Consider the following 17,062-nt stretch of genomic DNA (forward strand, 5'->3'; position numbering starts at 1 on the left):
CGAAAAAATAACGGCGTGGAGGAATATTCATGTTAAAACGAGTATTGACGATAGCTGGTTCAGACTCAGGAGGGGGAGCGGGTATTCAAGCTGATTTAAAAACTTTTTGTGCATTTGGAGTATATGGAATGACTGCGGTGACCGCGGTTACTGCTCAGAATACCTATGAGGTCTTATCGATTGCCGCCCTAGAGCCATCATTAGTTTATGACCAAATAAAAGCAATTGCTGAAGATATTGGAGTTGATTCAGTCAAGACCGGGATGCTTTTTAATGCTGAAATTATTGAGGGAGTGGCTGAGGCTATAAGAGATTTTTCCTTGCCCCATTTAGTCGTAGACCCAGTTATGATTTCAAAATCGGGTCGCTATCTTCTTGAACCGGATGCTATTGGTGTTTTTAAAGAAAAAATTATCCCATTTGCTCAGGTGGTTACACCCAATCTGAATGAAGCTGCAATTCTATCGGGTATATCAGTTCATACTATAGAGGATATGAAACAATCAGCCTGGATTATCCACCAAATGGGTCCAAAATTTGTTTTAATGAAAGGTGGACATTTATCGAGCAATGAAATAGTTGATATTCTTTATGATGGAAAGGAATATGTTTTTTTTTCGGTACAGCGACAATTGACTAAAAATACTCATGGAACCGGATGCACCTTTTCGGCGGCTTTAGTTGCTCTTCTGGCGTTGGGATATGATGTTCCAAGAGCAGTTAAAATTGCTCGTCGATATATGGATATCGTTATTCAATATTCTCTTGATTTGGGGAAAGGCTTTGGTCCAACCAATCATCTCGCACCACTTTTTCTCAAATGTAATTTAAATCCCGAAAAGGGAGGTTGGAATTGGTAGGTTTGGAATAGGGATGAGATTCTCCTGTCTAACTATAATGGGTAACCATAAATAGTTTATAATAATATCGGGTGACTTATCATGGGGGTGGAATTATGCAGAAAAGAAAATTGGGAAAAACCAATCTGGATATTACAGTAATGGGATTAGGTGGATTTCATTTAATAGAACTCAGTGAGAAAAATGCTATTGAAATAATTAATCGATATTTAGATCAAGGTGGTAATTATTTAGAAACAGCTGCTGGCTATGGATTTGGGAATTCGGAATTGAAAATTGGAAAAGTTGCAAAAAAACGCCGTCAAGAGTTTATCTTAGCGAGTAAGAGCATCGAAAGAAAGAAAAAGGAGCTTTTAGCATCGATTGATGAGAGTCTGAAAAGATTGCAAACCGATTCGATTGATATCTTTTTTCTCCATGAATTTGGAAGACATGAATTCGTTGATATTGCGTCCGGATCCAACGGAGCATTGGAAGGATTAGAGGAAGCGAAAAGATTAGGGAAAATCCGTTTTACTGCATTTTCGAGTCATACCGGTCCAGAGGTTGCTTTGCGAGCGCTTAATACTTATCCTTTTGATGCGATTATGATCCCCCTAAACTTTTTCGATCGTTTTAATTTTCCTGCCTGGGAATCTCAAGTTATACCCGCTGCTTTGGAGAAAAATGTCGGCTTATTAGCCATGAAGGTTTTTGCCGATGGATTCCTATGGAGAAATTGGGAAAATGCTCTTCGTTACACTCTGAGCCTACCAATTTCTTCGCTTATAATTGGAGCCAACACTCTTGAATATCTGGAGAAAGATATTCAATTTATTAATACCATCCAACCTATGAGTGAAAAAGAAAAAGAACTTCTTTTCTTAAATGCTGCGGAACTCGGCCAATATGTTTGCCGTCAATGTGACAAATGCTTGCCCTGTCCAGAGAATATTGATATCCCCCGGGTTTTTGTTTTTGAAGGACAATGGGACCGTCAAATGGCCGATGGTGTGGTTCGTGAACCTGGTGAATACGCACTTCGTGATCGTTTACGTTTTTGGTTTGGTAACCAAGATTATGCTCAAGAAGCTTATAAAAAAGTTGATCCCAATGCCCTAGCTTGCAGTGAGTGTGGTGAATGCATCCCTCGCTGTCCCTATCATCTCCCAATAATTGAAAAATTAAAAATTGCCCATGATAAACTGACCGATGCCCGCCCACCAGTGAAAATCCGGATTATTTAGAGACGGTAATTAGCGATATGGAGCTGGAAGGAATTATTCAGTCTCATTTTCCTGTATTTCGTCAAAGGAGATGGAACCCACTCAATCGGTTTTGTGGAATAATCCTCAACTTTAATTGAAGAGAGTCTGTTTGGAATATAGACCCTGATGCTGCTTTCGCATCACCAGATAAGGATGAAAACCCAAGATTCGACATGCCATGGCATGTCGCTACAACAAAAATAAATTATGGAGGCTTGATTTATCAAGCTCACAAATGAGTTTACAGGATTGAAGTTCATGTCACGTTATGGTGCCGGTTGAGGATGAAAAATAGTGTTATCCTCTCAGCCTGAATCTCTCCCACCGAGGGGCGAGAAAAAAAAGTTCCCCTTTTAGAAAAGGGGGGAAGGGGGATTTGAGTTTTTTCCTGCTCCGTCATTGCGAGGAACATCCGAGTCTCGCAATGACGACTCAAAGTTCCTTCTCCCTTGATGGGAGGGTATGATCCGGACACATAGGTAACAGAAAGTTCCTGACACATAGGTAACACTTTGTATACTACTGGCATAAGGAGGAATGCCTTATGCCATGGACGGAGGTACACAAAGTGGATCTCAGACAAGAATTGATTTATCGTTATCTCAACAAGGAAAAGGTGACAGATTTGTGTCGAGAATATGGAATCTCTCGAAAAACCGCCTATAAGTTTATTCATCGTTTTCAAGCCTTTGGTTTGGATGGACTTAAAGATCAATCCCGACGTCCTCATCACCTGGCGGGTCAAACTGATGCCCTGACCGAGCAAATGATTCTGGATACCAAATTCAAGCATCCCAGTTGGGGAGCTAAAAAGCTCAAGCCCGCCTTGGAAAGACAGTATCCCGATATTGTCTTTCCAGCAATCAGTACCATCAGTGCCATCTTATCTCGCCATGGACTGGTGAGATCACACCCTCGTCGATTGAGAAGAAGTGTGCCAACCAGTCAACTTCGAACCAGCCATGAACCCAATGAGATCTGGTGTGTCGACTTTAAAGGACAATTTCGAACCCAAGATCGGAAATACTGTTATCCTTTAACCATCACCGATCACTATAGCCGGTATCTCCTTGCCTGTGAAGCTCTTTCCTCTCCCAGCATTCAAGAATCCCTTCCGGTCTTCAAAGAGTGCTTTTCCACATATGGTCTTCCCCAGGTGATCCGCAGTGATAACGGGAGTCCCTTTGCTTCTCTTCACTCTCCCTTTGGACTCACTCAACTCTCGGTGTGGTTAGTGAAACTCGGCATCATCTTAGAGCGCATTGATCCGGGACATCCAGAACAAAATAGCCGTCATGAACGGATGCACCGCACCTTAAAAGAAGAGGCCTGTCAAAAACCAGCCACCAATCTTTTCACCCAACAAGACCGCTTTGAAACCTTTAAAACCATCTATAACACCGTACGACCCCATGAAGCAATCAACCAAGAAACCCCAGCTTCCTGGTACCACAAAAGTGACCGGCCCTATCCAAAAACCTTAAGTGATTGTGAATATCCTCATCATACGCTCACTCGTAAAGTCGATTCCTCAGGACGGATTTCTCTTTATGGCAACCGTCTGATCAGAATCAGTAAAGTCTTTGCTGGTGAACTTCTCGGATTCAAAGACTATACTCATTCCTGGTTAGTTAGTTTCTCTACCTATGATATTGGTATAATTGATAAAAAGACCCTTACTTTTGAATCAACGGAGATTCAAGATGATTAAAAAGTGTTACCTATGTCCTTAGACTAAAGTGTAACCTATGTCCCCGTTCGTACAGAGAAGGTGAGGATGAGGGTGAAAGCCCAGAATGAGATCCTGGTTAGTTGCTATAAAAGAGTTACTTTAAAAAACATTCAAGTATTTTCAGGATAGACCCTCATGCTGCTTCGCAGCACCAGATGAGGATGAAAATACCTATCTAAATCCGTCATTGCGAGGAGCGTCTTGTGCGACGTGGCAATCTCTACCATCCACTTAGTCATTCTGAGGAGTCCGGTGTTTTTGCCGGACGACGTAAGAATCTCATCATTTAAAGTATTTATGAAGAAAAAACTTAAAAGATGAGATCCTCACGCCCTCAAAAAGCGAGGGCTCAGGATGACCGATTAAAGGCACACCCCCCTTTATCCCCCCTCAATGGGGGAATTTATAAGATGGTATTTTCAGGATAGACGGTTTCAATTATTTTTTCAAACAGCGTTTCCTAGAGGGTATGTAACTAAGACATTAAATGAGTTTCAATTTTTTCTACTCCACCTCGTAAAGTATTCATAACCGTGCAGGCTCTTTCTCCAGCTTTAATTAATCTTTCCTTTTCTTCAAGGGTCAGATTGCCAATAATATCGATATTTACATAGATTGATTGAATTCGAGAAGGAGCTGAGCCTAAATCACCTTTAATTTTTAGAATAACTTTTTCTAAAGGATAATTTTTATTTTTGGCATAGGCAAACAATGATCCAGAAAGACAACTCCCTAAAGCAGCAAGAATATATTCAGTTGGCCAATGACCGGAATCGCTATCGGCTCCGCTACTTTTAAACTTTATCTTTTCGCCCTTGATATCAGCTTCAATTTTTCCTTTTTGTGCAGAGAGTTCAATATACGCCATGGTTATCCTCCTCAATTTTGTAAATGTATGTTACCATCATTTATAGTATTCTAAAAAGTTATATAATTGCAAAACCAAAATTATTTTAATCCATTCCAAAATTAAGCAACAAATTGACACAGAATGCGATAAAAGAAGAAAGTAAAGTAAAAAAAGAAATTGGAACGAGGAGGTTTAAAATGAAGAGAAATTGGTGGTTTGTTCTCGGTTTTATGTTTATAGTTATTTTCATTTCTGGATGTGCACAAATTGAAGTGGGGATTAAGGTCGATTCCAATGCGACCATTCCGAAAGCTAGAATTTCTATTAGTACCACTGACGTTAACGTCTATAGTCAAATTAAAAAAGCTGCTGTGAATGAATATAAAAAGCTACCCGAAGACGAAAGAAGTTATGTTGAAATCCAAGCTAAAGAAGATGCCTCTCCTTATATCATTGCTTGGGTATGGTCTTTTCCTAATCAAGAGAAAGCTCAGCAATTTACCGAGCAATTTTTAGGTTCAACTGCTAAACTAAGCAAAGATCAAGACCTGGTGATTCTTGAAGCAACCTTGAATGGGGAAGAATTGGGGGATGCTTTGGACAAAATGGGTGCCGGAACGGTCAAACCATTATTGGGGAATGTTACTTTAGCATTAAAAGCTTATATGCCAGGAGAAGTCATTAGTTACGTTGATGGAAAGGTTGATCAAAATACCTGGACTTTGGAAATGAATGTTGGGAAAGTTTATAAAGAAAAGCCTACTTATGATATAGAAGTTATCTCAAGAGATAAATAATTAACGGAAAGGTCAATAATAAAAAGGGGTGGGCAACACCCCTTTTTATTATTGGTTTTTGGCGATTTGCTCTTTTAGTGTTTCAGCATAATCTTTTTGAATCAAATACCGATCTTTATACCTTTTTTCTACAACATTGTTTTTTAGTACAGTAGTTTCAACCTCGATAAATGCCTCTGAGTCTCCATTGGGGGTAATGCTTTGTATTTGATTTATAATTGATTTGTTTCCAGAAAATTCATTTTCTCCCCAAATTTCTGCGACCAGACGATCATTTTCAATATAAGTAAAAATTGCGATCCGTTGTTCTGGGAAATTAAATTTGAGATCTTTGTATCCATAGCTAACAGCTGCATCAAGCCCCGGATTAACATAAGATGTTGTCTCCGAATAACCAGAGTGAGAGCTTCTTTCGATGACCTTCGCATCACATTGAAGCAGTGCATTGTACAAGGTTGAAGAAACTTGGCATATTCCTCCTCCATAGCCAGGTACTAACTTTCCATTAACAACAACTTTGGTTTCGAGGTAACCATCCTCCTTATCGGCAGGACCGACAATTTTATTGAAGGAAAAAATTTCTCCTTTTTCTACAATATAACCGTCGATACTTTTGGCACTTTTATCTATATTAAGACGGGTATTTTCATCTTTTTCCACCAATGAAGTTTCATAGCGAGCTAGTAAATACTGAAATCCTATTGATTGAAGCAAGGTTTTGGTATCGATGGCTGGTGGTAAAACTTCATAACTTCTAATAACGATTTTATCTAAACCTTGGGAAAGACCATTTCGGATTTCATCTATAGCATTTGCTGGATGAAGACAATAGCCTGTTTTAGAACGAATTATCCGTCCATCTTTTTGTATTGCATCTTGAGGCATTGAGTTAGTTTTTTCCGCAATAAATTGAGAAGCTTCCTCAACTTTTTTTTCATCCCAAGAAAAATAGAGTGGAACATTTTGGTTTTGGTTTTTTCTGTGTAAAAGACCTTTTTTTATTTGAGACAAGTTCCATTGAATTGAAAGAGCTTTTTTGTCAATAAGGAAATTTTTGTTGAGAGCTTCAACTTGAAGTTGTTCGGTTATCCATTTCCTTTCCATGAGTTGGAGATAAGGAATAATGTCATTTTTAGCTATGTTATTAAAACTTTGATTAAGAAAAAACACGTTTTGAGGTGTAGAAGAAAAAACCCGGGGAATGAATACAATAAACAAACCCACAATCAAAGCTATCAGAACAAAAAATAAGATAATTTTCTTTTTTGAATAATATCGACAAATAATCAATAGAAACAAAATCCTTTAAGGATTTGGTGTTGATATTATATTGGGTATTTCAGTTGGTTCAGATGATTCAGGAGAAGGAGCCGCCGAATTTTCGGATTCCACCGGCTCGGTCGGTGACGTTTCGCTTACTAAACCTGAAGATAATATGCTTTCAGAGTAAACAATATTTGATTTATCGCGAATTTCAGCGATTAAATGCTCAAGTTTTACTTTTTTTTGCTCATTTTCAAGAATTACTTTTATTTCTTCTTGGGATTCTTCAAAGGTTTTTTCCTCAGCTGGTTTGTATTCAATGAGTTTAAAAAATTGATAATTATTTCCGACTTTCACTATTGGAGTAACACTCCCCAGTTTTTCTTTTAATTCTTTAATAACATTTATGGCTTCATTGGGAAGAGCATTTTCTGATATCCAACCAGCGTCTCCGCCTTGGGAAGCATAGGTGTCAGTTGAACTCGACTTAGCTAAATTGGAAAAGTCTTCACCTAAATTGACTCTTTTATAGATTTTCTCGGCTTCTTCTTGAGAAGTAAAGGTCATTTGGTAGAGGTGATATTGGGCAGGTATTGAAAACAAACTTTTATTTTCTTCGTAATAATTGTTAATATCTTCAGGCGGAATAACAATACTTTCGTATAACGAATTGGTAAGGTTGGTGATCATCAAGTCTCTTTTGATGGATTCCCTCATATCATTTATACGAATTCCGTTATATTGAAGGTAATTTTGAAACTCCTTCTCAGAAGGGAAATTAGCTTTGATTTCGTTTAATCGAGTATTAATATCATTATTATTAACTTTAATTTTTCGCGATTTTGCTTCTTGGTACAAAAGTTCGTTGTTTATCATGCTTTCCAAGGTGAGTCTTTTAAGATAATTAATTCCCTGTTCGTCTAGTTCATTTAGGTACCGGTTGTCAAACTGAGAAATAAAATTTCGAAATTGATTTTCAAGGTCATAAATTGTTATAACGGTATTGTTAACCGTTGCAGCTGATGCGGCACCTTGTGAAGGGCTCTGAGATCGACGAGTGAAAGTGCCATAAAAAATGGTAAAAACAAAGGCAACCACAATGATTATTATGATAACATCAAGATTTTTGCGAAGTCCTCTCAGCATATATTCTCCCACCTCTGAGACAATTATTGTTATTTTTGGTAAAATACTACTCCAGTTAATCTTTTATGTCAATTTTCGCAAAATTCTCTCAATAGTCCAGCGTGAACACGACGAACTGATAGAGGATTGAATAGAAGACTTTTAAAAAAGGGGAGGTATTAAAAAATGGACTTGGATAGTCGAATGATCCAGAGAATCTTGCCCCATCGTTTTCCGTTTTTATTGGTAGATAGAGTTACTATTGAAGAAATGACAGCCGTTGGAATTAAAAACGTGACAATTAATGAATGGTTTTTTCAAGGTCATTTTCCGGGATTACCAACCATGCCAGGTGTGCTCATCATCGAAGCTATGGCTCAGGTCGGTGCCACAATGATGATGAATTTGGATGAATATCATGATTGTGTTCCTTACTTTACTACAATTGATCGGGTGAAAATTCGAAAACCAGTTGTCCCGGGGGACCAATTAATTATTAAGGTCGAGCTTCTCAAGATTCGTAAAAGAATGGGAAAATTAAATTGTGTTGCCAAGGTCAACGAATCAATAGTCGCTGAGGGAGAAATCGGTTTTTCGCTCGTTGAAAAGAAGGAGGAAGAGATTTGAAAAATCAACCAGTGAGAATACTAGGAGTGGGAGCAAGCGTTCCTCAAAAAGTCATAACCAATTTTGATTTAGAAAAAATGGTTGATACCAGTGATGAATGGATCGTCAGTCGAAGTGGCATACGAGAGCGAAGAATTGCTTCAGAAAGCGAAACCACATCTACACTGGCAATTGAAGCGGCACGAATAGCTCTGAAAAAATCTGGTGTGGAATCGTCAGACCTTGATTTGATTATCGTAGCTACCGTCACTCCCGATATGCTATTTCCAGCGACAGCTTGTATTCTCCAACGTGAATTGGGAGCAGAAAATGCTGCCTGCTTTGACCTCGAAGCCGGTTGCACTAGTTTTGTCTATGCTCTTTCTATGGCAGAAAAGTATCTTTCCGCCGGGGGTGGAAATTTCGCTTTAGTGGTTGGAGCTGAAACTTTATCGAAAGTTTTAGACTGGAAAGATAGAGCAACCTGTGTGCTATTCGGTGATGGAGCCGGAGCAGCTGTGTTAGGTCTGGGAGAAAAACTGGGTATTATTTCGACTCATTTAGGCGCTGATGGAGGAGGAGCTAACTATATTGAAGTTCCAGCTGGTATTTCCCGTATGCCAGCCTCAATAGATACAGTTCAAAATCGACTCCATTACATAAAAATGGCAGGAAATGAAGTCTTTAAATTTGCCGTAAAAATTATGGAAGAAGCTTCGCTGAAAGTTTTAGAAAAGGGGAAGATAAAGATTGAAGATGTCAATTTATTTATACCCCACCAGGCTAATATACGAATCATCAAATCAGCTGCGAAACGTCTTGGCATTATCGAAGATCGTATCTTTGTAAACATTCATAAATACGCAAATACTTCCTCTGCATCAATACCTTTAGCACTCTTTGAAGCAGTTCAAGAAAATCGTATCCAGGAAGGAGACATTATATTGCTGGTTGGTTTTGGTGCAGGCTTGACATGGGGTTCAGCTCTTATTCGATGGTAAGGGAGGTTTCAACTTTGGATAGAAGAGTCTTGATAACCGGAATTGGGGTGGTTAGCCCAATCGGTATTGGAAAAGAAAATTTTTGGCAAGCCCTTATAAATGGACAATCGGGAATTGATACTATTACCAGATTTGATGCTAATCTGTATGATAGCCAAATAGCGGGAGAAGTAAAAGACTTTAATTGTGATGAATATTTACCTCGCAAAGATGCTCGCAGGATGGATCGTTTTTCCCAATTTGCCGTCAGCGCTTCCATCATGGCTTTTCAGGATTCACAGATAAAATTAGATAAGCTCAATCATGAGCGTTCGGGTGTTATATTGGGTTCGGGTATAGGAGGGATTTTTACTTTTGAAGAACAACATGAAGTGTTGATGAATCGTGGTCCCCAAAAAGTCAGCCCTTTTTTTATTCCGATGATGATTGTTAATATGGGAGCGGGAAACGTAGCCATACAGTTGGGCTTAAAAGGTCCCAATAGTTGCGTTTCAACTGCCTGCGAGTCATCTACTCATGCGATTGGAGAAGCCTTCCGGATCCTACAGCGAGGTGATGCTGACTTAATGGTGGCGGTTGGTTCGGAAGCATCAATTACACCTCTTGCCTTAGCCGGTTTTTGTTCGATGAAAGCCCTTTCTACCTATAATCAAGAACCAAAAAAAGCTTCACGACCTTTTGATAAAAATCGGGATGGTTTTGTTATGGCCGAGGGGGCAGCAGCGTTGATTTTAGAAACAAAAGAATCAGCAGAACGAAGAGGTGCTCCGATATATGCTGAGTTGAAAGGGTATGGTGCTAGTTGTGATGCATACCACATAACTGCACCCGATCCAGAAGGTGAAGGAGCGACTCGTTCTATGCTTTATGCAATTCATGACGCCGGACTTCAGATTGACGATATCGATTATATCAATGCTCATGGAACATCAACACCGTTAAATGATAAGATGGAATCGTTGGCAATTAAAAAGGTATTTGCCGAAAGAGCGTACCAATTAAAAATTAGTTCAACCAAATCTATGACTGGTCATCTTTTAGGGGCTGCTGGAGCTATGGAAGCAGCAGCAACTGTTTTGGGAATATATCATCATATCGTACATCCAACCATCAACCTTGAAGAAGCAGATGAAGATTGTGATTTAAACTATGTCCCTAAAAAAGCCCAAAAAATGGAAATTCGCAATGCAATTTCTAACTCATTTGGATTTGGAGGGCATAATGGTTCTTTGATTTTTGGACAATTTAAGGAGTAACTATCATGTCTGGATGGTGGGTTATAGGGATTAATTACCTCATCGGTTCTCTTCCTTTCGGGGTGATTATTGGATGGTTGCTTAAGGGGATCGATATTCGGAAATATGGGAGCGGGAATATCGGTGCTACCAATGTTTCTCGAGTATTAGGATTTACCCCGGCATTATTGGCGGGGGTTGCTGATGCTTTAAAAGGTTTTTTAGGAGCTTATTTAGCGACGCGTTTTGTCCAGAATCCCTTCCTATGGTTTTTAGCGGTTTTCATGATTGTTATAGGTCATAATTGGTCGGTGTTTCTCCATTTTAAGGGTGGAAAAGGTGTTGCTACAACCGTGGGAATTCTTTTTTACCTTTCCTATCAAGCTGCTATTATTAGCTTTTTATCTTGGATTGGGATGGTTTTGATTAGTCGTTATTCCTCTCTGGGTTCTTTGGCTGGTGCACTTTTCATGCCCATAGGTCTGTATATTTTTAAAAAGTCTCCAGAAATTATTTGGTGGGGAATATTCGCTTGTGCTTTGGTGTTTTTAAGACACAGTGAGAATATAAAAAGGTTAGTAGGTGGAAAAGAACATAAAATAGGCAAAAAGGGGCGTGAATAAAATGGCAGATTCGATTATCGATCTGAACAAAACAAATTTTGATGTTGAGGTTCTTCAATCAACTACACCAGTGGTTGTTGACTTCTGGGCAAGTTGGTGTATGCCTTGTCGAATGATGGCTCCGGTTATGGAGGAAATTGCCCAAGACATGAAAGACAAGATAAAAGTTGGAAAATTAAATACCGATGATAGTGGCGAAATAGCTGCTCGTTATGGGATTAGTGCTATTCCGACCCTTATTGTATTTAATGGAGGAAAAGAAGTCGACCGGATTGTCGGTTATGTTGCCAAGAAAGCCATTGAAAACAAAATTAATAATATTTTATAATTAAAGATATGATAAATAAAAAAGGCCTGGTCTGTATTTCTTTAATTTTTTTCCTGATAGTGATATTTGTTGAAATAGCCTGGGGTTTACGATTGAATGATGATCAGGTCTATGGATATAATTGTGTTCGTCTGTTGTCCAGTAATTATCGAATTGGTAAAAAAGTTGCCTTGACTTTTGATGATGTTCCAAATATGTACACCCAAAAAATATTGAAAATATTACGCAACTACCGGATCAAGGCAACTTTTTTTATGGTTGGGTACCAGGTAAATAATAATCCTGACTTAGCCAGAGAAATCGTTAATCATGGTCATGAAATAGGAAACCATTCCTATACTCATCGCTGGAGTGGCGGGAAATCCGTCGATGAGTTACTTGAAGATATCGATAAAGCCGAAAAGTGCATCGTTGAAACAACTGGCCAGATACCATTATACCTTAGACCACCGGGAGGCTTAATTGATGAAAACATTAAAAAAGCTTGTGGAATGAGTGGGTATGGTATCGTACTTTGGACAGTAGATTCAAGAGATTGGTTTCATACTGACAATCGACAAGCAATATTGGACAATGTTTTGAATAATGCAAAATCTGGTTCTATAATTCTCCTTCATAGTCTTTCTAAAACTGTTGATGTTTTGCCAGAAATTATTGAAACCTTGCATAAACGAGGGTATCAAATAGAACCGGTTTCGAACTTAATGAGTCAATAAATCATTTCCTATTTAAATGAGTAATATGGATAATAAAACCTCATCGGAAAGATGAGGTTTTATTATTTTATAATTCAAGATACTGAGCAGTAACTCCTGATAATTTTTCCAAATCGTTTCTTAATGCTTGAATATCCTCTTGATTATCTGCTAACTCGAGAATTACTAATCCATCTTCAGCACAATAATTGGGAGAAGTTTCATGGAGCCCCAATCGAGTTCGGATGCTGCAGCCATGTTGAGTTAATACTTCTTGTACTTTGGTAGCCTGATTTGAACGAGCTCCAATTTTAACTACGAGTAGTTTATGAGCCATATTGTTCACCTCCTCTATCATTTTAACAAAAGGAATTCCTGAAAGTAAGTTACTACTCTTTTTTATTACATTTTTTTATTAAGTTAACGGTAATTTTGTAATTGTAAAAGAATGAATTATGCTCCTTTTTTAGAATAATCCTATTCCAGGATAGACCTTCATGTTTAAAGATAGCACCAGATGATAATAAAAACTCCAAGATTCGACATGCCATGGCATGTCGCTACAATAATGAAAGAAAGGGCACAATACTTTGTGCCCCTACAGTTTTTAAATCTTTTGTAGGAACTTGATTTATCATGCCCGTAGGTTTTCAGGATAGACCCTCATGCTGCTTTGCAGCACCAGATGAGGATGAAAATACCTATCTAAATCCGTCATTGCGAGGAGCGTCTTGTGCGACGTGGCAATCTCTACCATCCACTTAGTCATTCTGAGGAGTCCGGTGTTTTTGCCGGACGACGTAAGAATCTCATCATTTAAAGTATTTATGAAGAAAAAACTTAAAAGATGAGATCCTCACGCCCTCAAAAAGCGAGGGCTCAGGATGACCGATTAAAGGCACACCCCCCTTTATCCCCCCTCAATGGGGGAATTTATAAGATGGTATTTTCAGGATAGACCCTCATGCTGCCTAGCAGCACCAGATGAGGATGAAAATAGGTAACCAGGAATCGTTTCCCCCTTTAGTAAAGGGGGTTAGGGGATTTGAGTTTTTTTCTGTTCCGTCATTGTGAGGAGCATCCTATGCGACGTGGCAATCTCATTGAGCCATTCTTTCATCCTGAAAAGGGTGGCGTTTTTTACCGGACATGATGAGCATCTCATTTATTCCATTTCCACAATTCCACACATAATAAAAGATGATTCAAGAGATTGCCACGACCTCAAAAAACCAGGTCTCGCAATGACGACTCAAAGTTCCTTCTCCCTTGTTGGGAGAAGGTGAAGATGAGGGTGGAAGCCTAGAATGAAATCCCGGTGAGTTGCTCAATAAAAATGACCTTAAAAAAGTTCCAGTATTTTCAGGATTGAAAGAGAATTTAAATTATTTATTAGCTTTATTCTTTGATGGAAGGAGATTAGAAGATAAAGATGATTTGATCACGTTTTTTGATTTTGGCTATTAGTTGATCAATTCTGATAAGAGTTTTCCAGGATGAATTATTGTTTGAAGGTAAAATAAAATTTTCAAAAGATCAATTCTTTCTAAGAATAATAGAAAATATCCATTTTATAAACTAAAAAATGTGATACTTGTTTAGCTGGACAAACTAAAATATGAAAATTATAATTAGGCTATATGCGTAAAGAAGATGGATTAAGGTGGGGTGAAAATGGGGAATAAGAATTTCCAATACATTCTTGAAATGAAAAATGTCGGAATGAGTTTTGGGAATGTCGAAGCATTGAGAAATATTAATTTTTCGGTTGGGAAAAATGAAGTAGTCGGTTTACTTGGTGATAATGGTGCTGGAAAATCGACTATGGTTAAAATTATGACAGGAGTTCTCCATCCCACCTGTGGAGAGCTCCATATCCGTGGAAAGAAAGTTACTTCCCGAGACTACAATGTAAAAAAAGCCCACAGTTATGGTATAGAAACTGTATATCAAGATAAATCGTTAGGAGAAAAACAAGCCTTATGGAGGAATTTTTTTATTGGACGGCAAATAACGAATAGATTTGGCTTCATCAACATTAAAAAGGAAAAAGAAATTGCCAACAACATCATTATGGATATGATTGGATTCCGAGGTGTTGGTATTGGTGTTGATTCCAAAGTGAGCAAGCTTTCAGGTGGGGAACGACAAGGAATTGCCATTGGGCGGGCAATGCATTTTGATGCCGATTTAATCATTCTTGATGAGCCAACGGTTTCTTTGTCGGTTAAAGAAGTCAAAAAAGTTCTTCAATTTGTTGAGAAAATTCGAGTCTCTGGTCGAGCTTGTGTTTATATATCCCACAACATCGGACATGTTTACGATATCTCCGACCGTTTTGTAATTATTGATCGGGGAATGGTGGTAGCTAACTTCTCCAAAGAAGAGATGTCTTTAGAAAAATTAGATGAATTTCTATTACGATTCGCATCTAAAAAGAGGGGAGACGAATAGGAGCTATGATTAAAACTGAGAAAAAGGGTTTATTAGCCATAGAAGGTTTTCCAGTCATGCTGGTTTTTGTGGTTATAATTTTAGCTTTTATGAAGACCGCACCTAATGCTTTTCTAAGGCCAACCATATATATGTCTTTTTTAACCTATAATGCTCCTACTCTAGTTTTAGCTGCCGGATTGACTCTGATTATCACTGCTGGTGAAATTGATCTTTCTTTTCCATCGGTTATTGCTTTTTGTGGAATGGTGTTTGCCTATCTTTTTCACATCACCGGAATGATTTTTATTCCTTTTTTAGCAGCTTTAGCAGCCGGAGCCTTTATTGGTTATATGAATGGTTTGATCCTTACCAAGGTTGGGATTCCTTCAATAATGACAACTTTGGGGACCAACTTCTTTTGGACGGGTTTAACCATTTTAATTTCAGGAGGAGTTTCTCTCAACGTCAATCCAATAAAAGGTTCTCTTCTTCATGCCTTGTTGGTTGGTAGAATTGGGGATCTATTTCCTGCTCAAGCCATTTGGTCCATTGGTTTGACAATTTTTGTTTGGTATTTATTGAATCGTCATACTTTTGGGGAAAGTATTATGTTTATTGGAGACAACGTCAATGTCGCTCGGGTCATGGGAGTCAATGTTGATTCAACCAAAATTAAGGTTTTTACTTTAATGGGTTTAATGGGTGGTTTTGCAGCCTGCTTGCTCACATTTGAAATGACTAATTTTTGGACGAATCAAGGAAGTGGTTTCTTGCTCCCAGTCATGGCAGCTGTTTTTATTGGAGGAACATCAATTACTGGTGGAGAAGGCCGGGTAATCGGCACCTTGTTTGGTATGTTTATTGTAGGTTCTCTTGAGACTGGGGTTACAGCTTCTGGTGTAGGTGGATTCTGGACTCGTTTGACCACCGGACTCATTATGCTTGGTTCTATTGCCTTGAATATTGTACTTGATCGGACCAACGGAAAGCGACTTTGTTTTTTTGATAATTTAAAGAATTCAGTTTTTACTAAAGGATTAAAGAAAGAATAAATTTATTGAAGGAATTGAAAATAGGTTATTGAATTATTTGATAGAAAGGAGGGAAAAGCTTTCAAATAAAATTAGGAATATCTCCGATTATTTTTTAAGTTCTAAGTACAATATTATTAAGGAGGAATAGGAAATGAAAAAAATTTCATTTATTCTCATCGTTGCATTGATATTCTTAACTTTTACTCTACCACTCTATGCCCAAGATAAACTTTTAGGGGAAGGAATGGTTATTTACTGCCAAATGGGAGGAGCTGAAGGTGCTGTTGCCACTATACAGAGAACTTTAGGAGCGCGTGAAGCTGCTAAAGCTTTGGGTGTCAAATTAATCGAACAGTATTCTCAGTGGCAACCAGAAAAAATGGTTCAACAATTTAAGGAAGCCATTGCTGCTCAACCCGATGGGATTGTTATTATGGGACATCCAGGTTCGGCGGCAATGTGGGATTTGGCAAGAGAAGCTGATAGTAAAGGAATTATTGTTACCGTGAACAATACCCCGCTTCCTGATATCCAGGAAGAGTTTTTAGCAAAAGGGTTTGGATATTCTGGTGTTGATTTGTTTGCGGGTGGATATTTAACTGGTCAAGCGATGGTAAAAGCTGGCTTAAAACCAGGAGATAAAGCCATTGTATATGGTCTTTTCTCACAGCCATTCCGTGGACAAAGCGAAGAAGGAATGGCAGTAGCCCTTGAAGATGCCGGAATCATTGTTGATCGCCAAGAAATTTCTCCTGAAGCTGATGCTGATGCCTCGACAGCCATACCAATATTAACCGGATATTTTCAAGCCAATCCGGATTGCAAGGCAATTGGGACCCAACATGGGGCAATCACTGGAATTTTGGTTAATCTGCTGAGGGATAATTTGAAAAAACAACCAGGTGAAATTATTTCTGCCGGTATCGATTTATCACCAGCTACCATTGAAGGACTTAAAACTGGATACATTAGTGCGGTTCTGGATCAACAACTCTATTTGCAAGGGTTTATCCCCATTGTTCAAGTCGTTTTGACTAAAAAGTATAAAATCACCGGTTTTAATATTAACACCGGAGCTGGAACTGTAACTCCGGAAACTATCGGTGAATTGGAAGAGCTTATTAACGCTGGATATCGTTGATGAATTTAAAAACCCTCTCCTATATTTTAGGAGAGGGTTTTTAAATAAGCTAGAATGCTTATTGATTAAATAAACAAACTATGCTTGAC

General features: G+C 38.5%; 17 protein-coding genes. 13 read left to right on the top strand and 4 right to left on the bottom strand.

What is annotated here, in order from left to right:
• The first annotated feature begins 29 nt into the window (after positions 1-29).
• The 3 genes from thiD (at position 30) to RT761_RS07460 (ending at position 3,818) form a co-directional block, all read left to right on the top strand.
• Entirely contained in the window at positions 30-860 is an 831-nt protein-coding gene (gene thiD, locus RT761_RS07450; RefSeq protein WP_218110798.1) for a bifunctional hydroxymethylpyrimidine kinase/phosphomethylpyrimidine kinase, read from the top strand.
• A 95-nt stretch (positions 861-955) separates the two neighbouring features.
• Positions 956-2,086 carry an aldo/keto reductase gene (locus RT761_RS07455; protein ID WP_218110799.1) on the top strand — a complete coding sequence of 377 codons (1,131 nt, stop codon included), beginning with the start codon at positions 956-958 and terminating at the stop codon, positions 2,084-2,086.
• A gap of 565 nt (positions 2,087-2,651) precedes the next feature.
• Entirely contained in the window at positions 2,652-3,818 is a 1,167-nt protein-coding gene (locus tag RT761_RS07460) for an IS481 family transposase (protein ID WP_218110800.1), read from the top strand.
• 496 nt (positions 3,819-4,314) lie between these two features.
• On the opposite strand, the gene RT761_RS07465 is transcribed toward RT761_RS07460, so the two are convergent.
• Positions 4,315-4,707 (bottom strand): OsmC family protein, encoded by a 393-nt coding sequence (locus tag RT761_RS07465; RefSeq protein ID WP_218110801.1) that lies wholly within the window; start codon positions 4,705-4,707, stop codon positions 4,315-4,317.
• Positions 4,708-4,886: 179 nt separating this feature from the next.
• Here RT761_RS07465 and RT761_RS07470 point away from each other — a divergent pair, with 179 nt between their 5' ends.
• Entirely contained in the window at positions 4,887-5,486 is a 600-nt protein-coding gene (locus RT761_RS07470) for a hypothetical protein (RefSeq protein ID WP_218110802.1), read from the top strand.
• 48 nt (positions 5,487-5,534) lie between these two features.
• Here the strand turns inward: RT761_RS07470 and RT761_RS07475 are convergent, their stop codons facing one another.
• Positions 5,535-6,776, bottom strand: a complete 1,242-nt coding sequence (locus tag RT761_RS07475) for a VanW family protein (RefSeq protein WP_218110803.1) — start codon at positions 6,774-6,776, stop codon at positions 5,535-5,537.
• A gap of 15 nt (positions 6,777-6,791) precedes the next feature.
• Positions 6,792-7,895: a SurA N-terminal domain-containing protein gene (locus RT761_RS07480; RefSeq protein WP_218110804.1), complete on the bottom strand. Its 1,104-nt coding sequence runs from the start codon at positions 7,893-7,895 to the stop codon at positions 6,792-6,794.
• 165 nt (positions 7,896-8,060) lie between these two features.
• On the opposite strand from RT761_RS07480, the gene fabZ reads away from it, so the two are divergent.
• From fabZ to RT761_RS07510, 6 genes are all read left to right on the top strand, one after another.
• Positions 8,061-8,501, top strand: a complete 441-nt coding sequence (gene fabZ, locus RT761_RS07485; protein WP_218110805.1) for a 3-hydroxyacyl-ACP dehydratase FabZ — start codon at positions 8,061-8,063, stop codon at positions 8,499-8,501.
• Positions 8,498-9,481: a beta-ketoacyl-ACP synthase III gene (locus RT761_RS07490; protein WP_246465105.1), complete on the top strand. Its 984-nt coding sequence runs from the start codon at positions 8,498-8,500 to the stop codon at positions 9,479-9,481. The genes fabZ and RT761_RS07490 overlap by 4 nt, the downstream gene beginning before the upstream one ends.
• Before the next feature lie 14 nt (positions 9,482-9,495).
• Entirely contained in the window at positions 9,496-10,737 is a 1,242-nt protein-coding gene (gene fabF / locus RT761_RS07495; protein ID WP_218110806.1) for a beta-ketoacyl-ACP synthase II, read from the top strand.
• Between the two features lie 5 nt (positions 10,738-10,742).
• The gene (plsY, locus tag RT761_RS07500) at positions 10,743-11,339 is read left to right on the top strand and encodes a glycerol-3-phosphate 1-O-acyltransferase PlsY (protein ID WP_218110807.1); all 597 of its coding nucleotides are present in this window, start codon (positions 10,743-10,745) and stop codon (positions 11,337-11,339) included.
• A 1-nt stretch (position 11,340) separates the two neighbouring features.
• Complete coding sequence (gene trxA, locus RT761_RS07505) at positions 11,341-11,667, top strand: thioredoxin (protein ID WP_218110808.1); 327 nt, start codon at positions 11,341-11,343, stop codon at positions 11,665-11,667.
• A 92-nt stretch (positions 11,668-11,759) separates the two neighbouring features.
• A complete protein-coding gene (locus RT761_RS07510; RefSeq protein ID WP_218110809.1) occupies positions 11,760-12,383 on the top strand; it encodes a polysaccharide deacetylase family protein in 624 nt (207 codons plus the stop codon).
• A gap of 67 nt (positions 12,384-12,450) precedes the next feature.
• On the opposite strand, the gene RT761_RS07515 is transcribed toward RT761_RS07510, so the two are convergent.
• Positions 12,451-12,699: a CPF_0552 family protein gene (locus tag RT761_RS07515; protein ID WP_218110810.1), complete on the bottom strand. Its 249-nt coding sequence runs from the start codon at positions 12,697-12,699 to the stop codon at positions 12,451-12,453.
• Positions 12,700-14,036: 1,337 nt separating this feature from the next.
• On the opposite strand from RT761_RS07515, the gene RT761_RS07520 reads away from it, so the two are divergent.
• From RT761_RS07520 to RT761_RS07530, 3 genes are all read left to right on the top strand, one after another.
• Positions 14,037-14,816: an ATP-binding cassette domain-containing protein gene (locus RT761_RS07520; RefSeq protein ID WP_218110811.1), complete on the top strand. Its 780-nt coding sequence runs from the start codon at positions 14,037-14,039 to the stop codon at positions 14,814-14,816.
• Positions 14,817-14,821: 5 nt separating this feature from the next.
• Positions 14,822-15,850 carry an ABC transporter permease gene (locus RT761_RS07525; RefSeq protein ID WP_218110812.1) on the top strand — a complete coding sequence of 343 codons (1,029 nt, stop codon included), beginning with the start codon at positions 14,822-14,824 and terminating at the stop codon, positions 15,848-15,850.
• Positions 15,851-15,983: 133 nt separating this feature from the next.
• Positions 15,984-16,973: a sugar ABC transporter substrate-binding protein gene (locus tag RT761_RS07530; protein ID WP_218110813.1), complete on the top strand. Its 990-nt coding sequence runs from the start codon at positions 15,984-15,986 to the stop codon at positions 16,971-16,973.
• Positions 16,974-17,062 lie beyond the last annotated feature (89 nt).

This window comes from Atribacter laminatus, from assembly GCF_015775515.1.
Lineage (GTDB): Bacteria > Atribacterota > Atribacteria > Atribacterales > Atribacteraceae > Atribacter > Atribacter laminatus.

Coding starts and splice junctions, on each gene's coding strand:
- RT761_RS07480 (WP_218110804.1), bottom strand. CDS start 7,895: ATGCTGAGAGGACTTCGCAAAAATCTTGATGTTATCATAATAATCATT.
- RT761_RS07525 (WP_218110812.1), top strand. CDS start 14,822: ATGATTAAAACTGAGAAAAAGGGTTTATTAGCCATAGAAGGTTTTCCA.
- RT761_RS07530 (WP_218110813.1), top strand. CDS start 15,984: ATGAAAAAAATTTCATTTATTCTCATCGTTGCATTGATATTCTTAACT.
- plsY (WP_218110807.1), top strand. CDS start 10,743: ATGTCTGGATGGTGGGTTATAGGGATTAATTACCTCATCGGTTCTCTT.
- RT761_RS07470 (WP_218110802.1), top strand. CDS start 4,887: ATGAAGAGAAATTGGTGGTTTGTTCTCGGTTTTATGTTTATAGTTATT.
- RT761_RS07465 (WP_218110801.1), bottom strand. CDS start 4,707: ATGGCGTATATTGAACTCTCTGCACAAAAAGGAAAAATTGAAGCTGAT.
- RT761_RS07515 (WP_218110810.1), bottom strand. CDS start 12,699: ATGGCTCATAAACTACTCGTAGTTAAAATTGGAGCTCGTTCAAATCAG.
- trxA (WP_218110808.1), top strand. CDS start 11,341: ATGGCAGATTCGATTATCGATCTGAACAAAACAAATTTTGATGTTGAG.
- fabZ (WP_218110805.1), top strand. CDS start 8,061: ATGGACTTGGATAGTCGAATGATCCAGAGAATCTTGCCCCATCGTTTT.
- RT761_RS07520 (WP_218110811.1), top strand. CDS start 14,037: ATGGGGAATAAGAATTTCCAATACATTCTTGAAATGAAAAATGTCGGA.
- RT761_RS07455 (WP_218110799.1), top strand. CDS start 956: ATGCAGAAAAGAAAATTGGGAAAAACCAATCTGGATATTACAGTAATG.
- thiD (WP_218110798.1), top strand. CDS start 30: ATGTTAAAACGAGTATTGACGATAGCTGGTTCAGACTCAGGAGGGGGA.
- RT761_RS07460 (WP_218110800.1), top strand. CDS start 2,652: ATGCCATGGACGGAGGTACACAAAGTGGATCTCAGACAAGAATTGATT.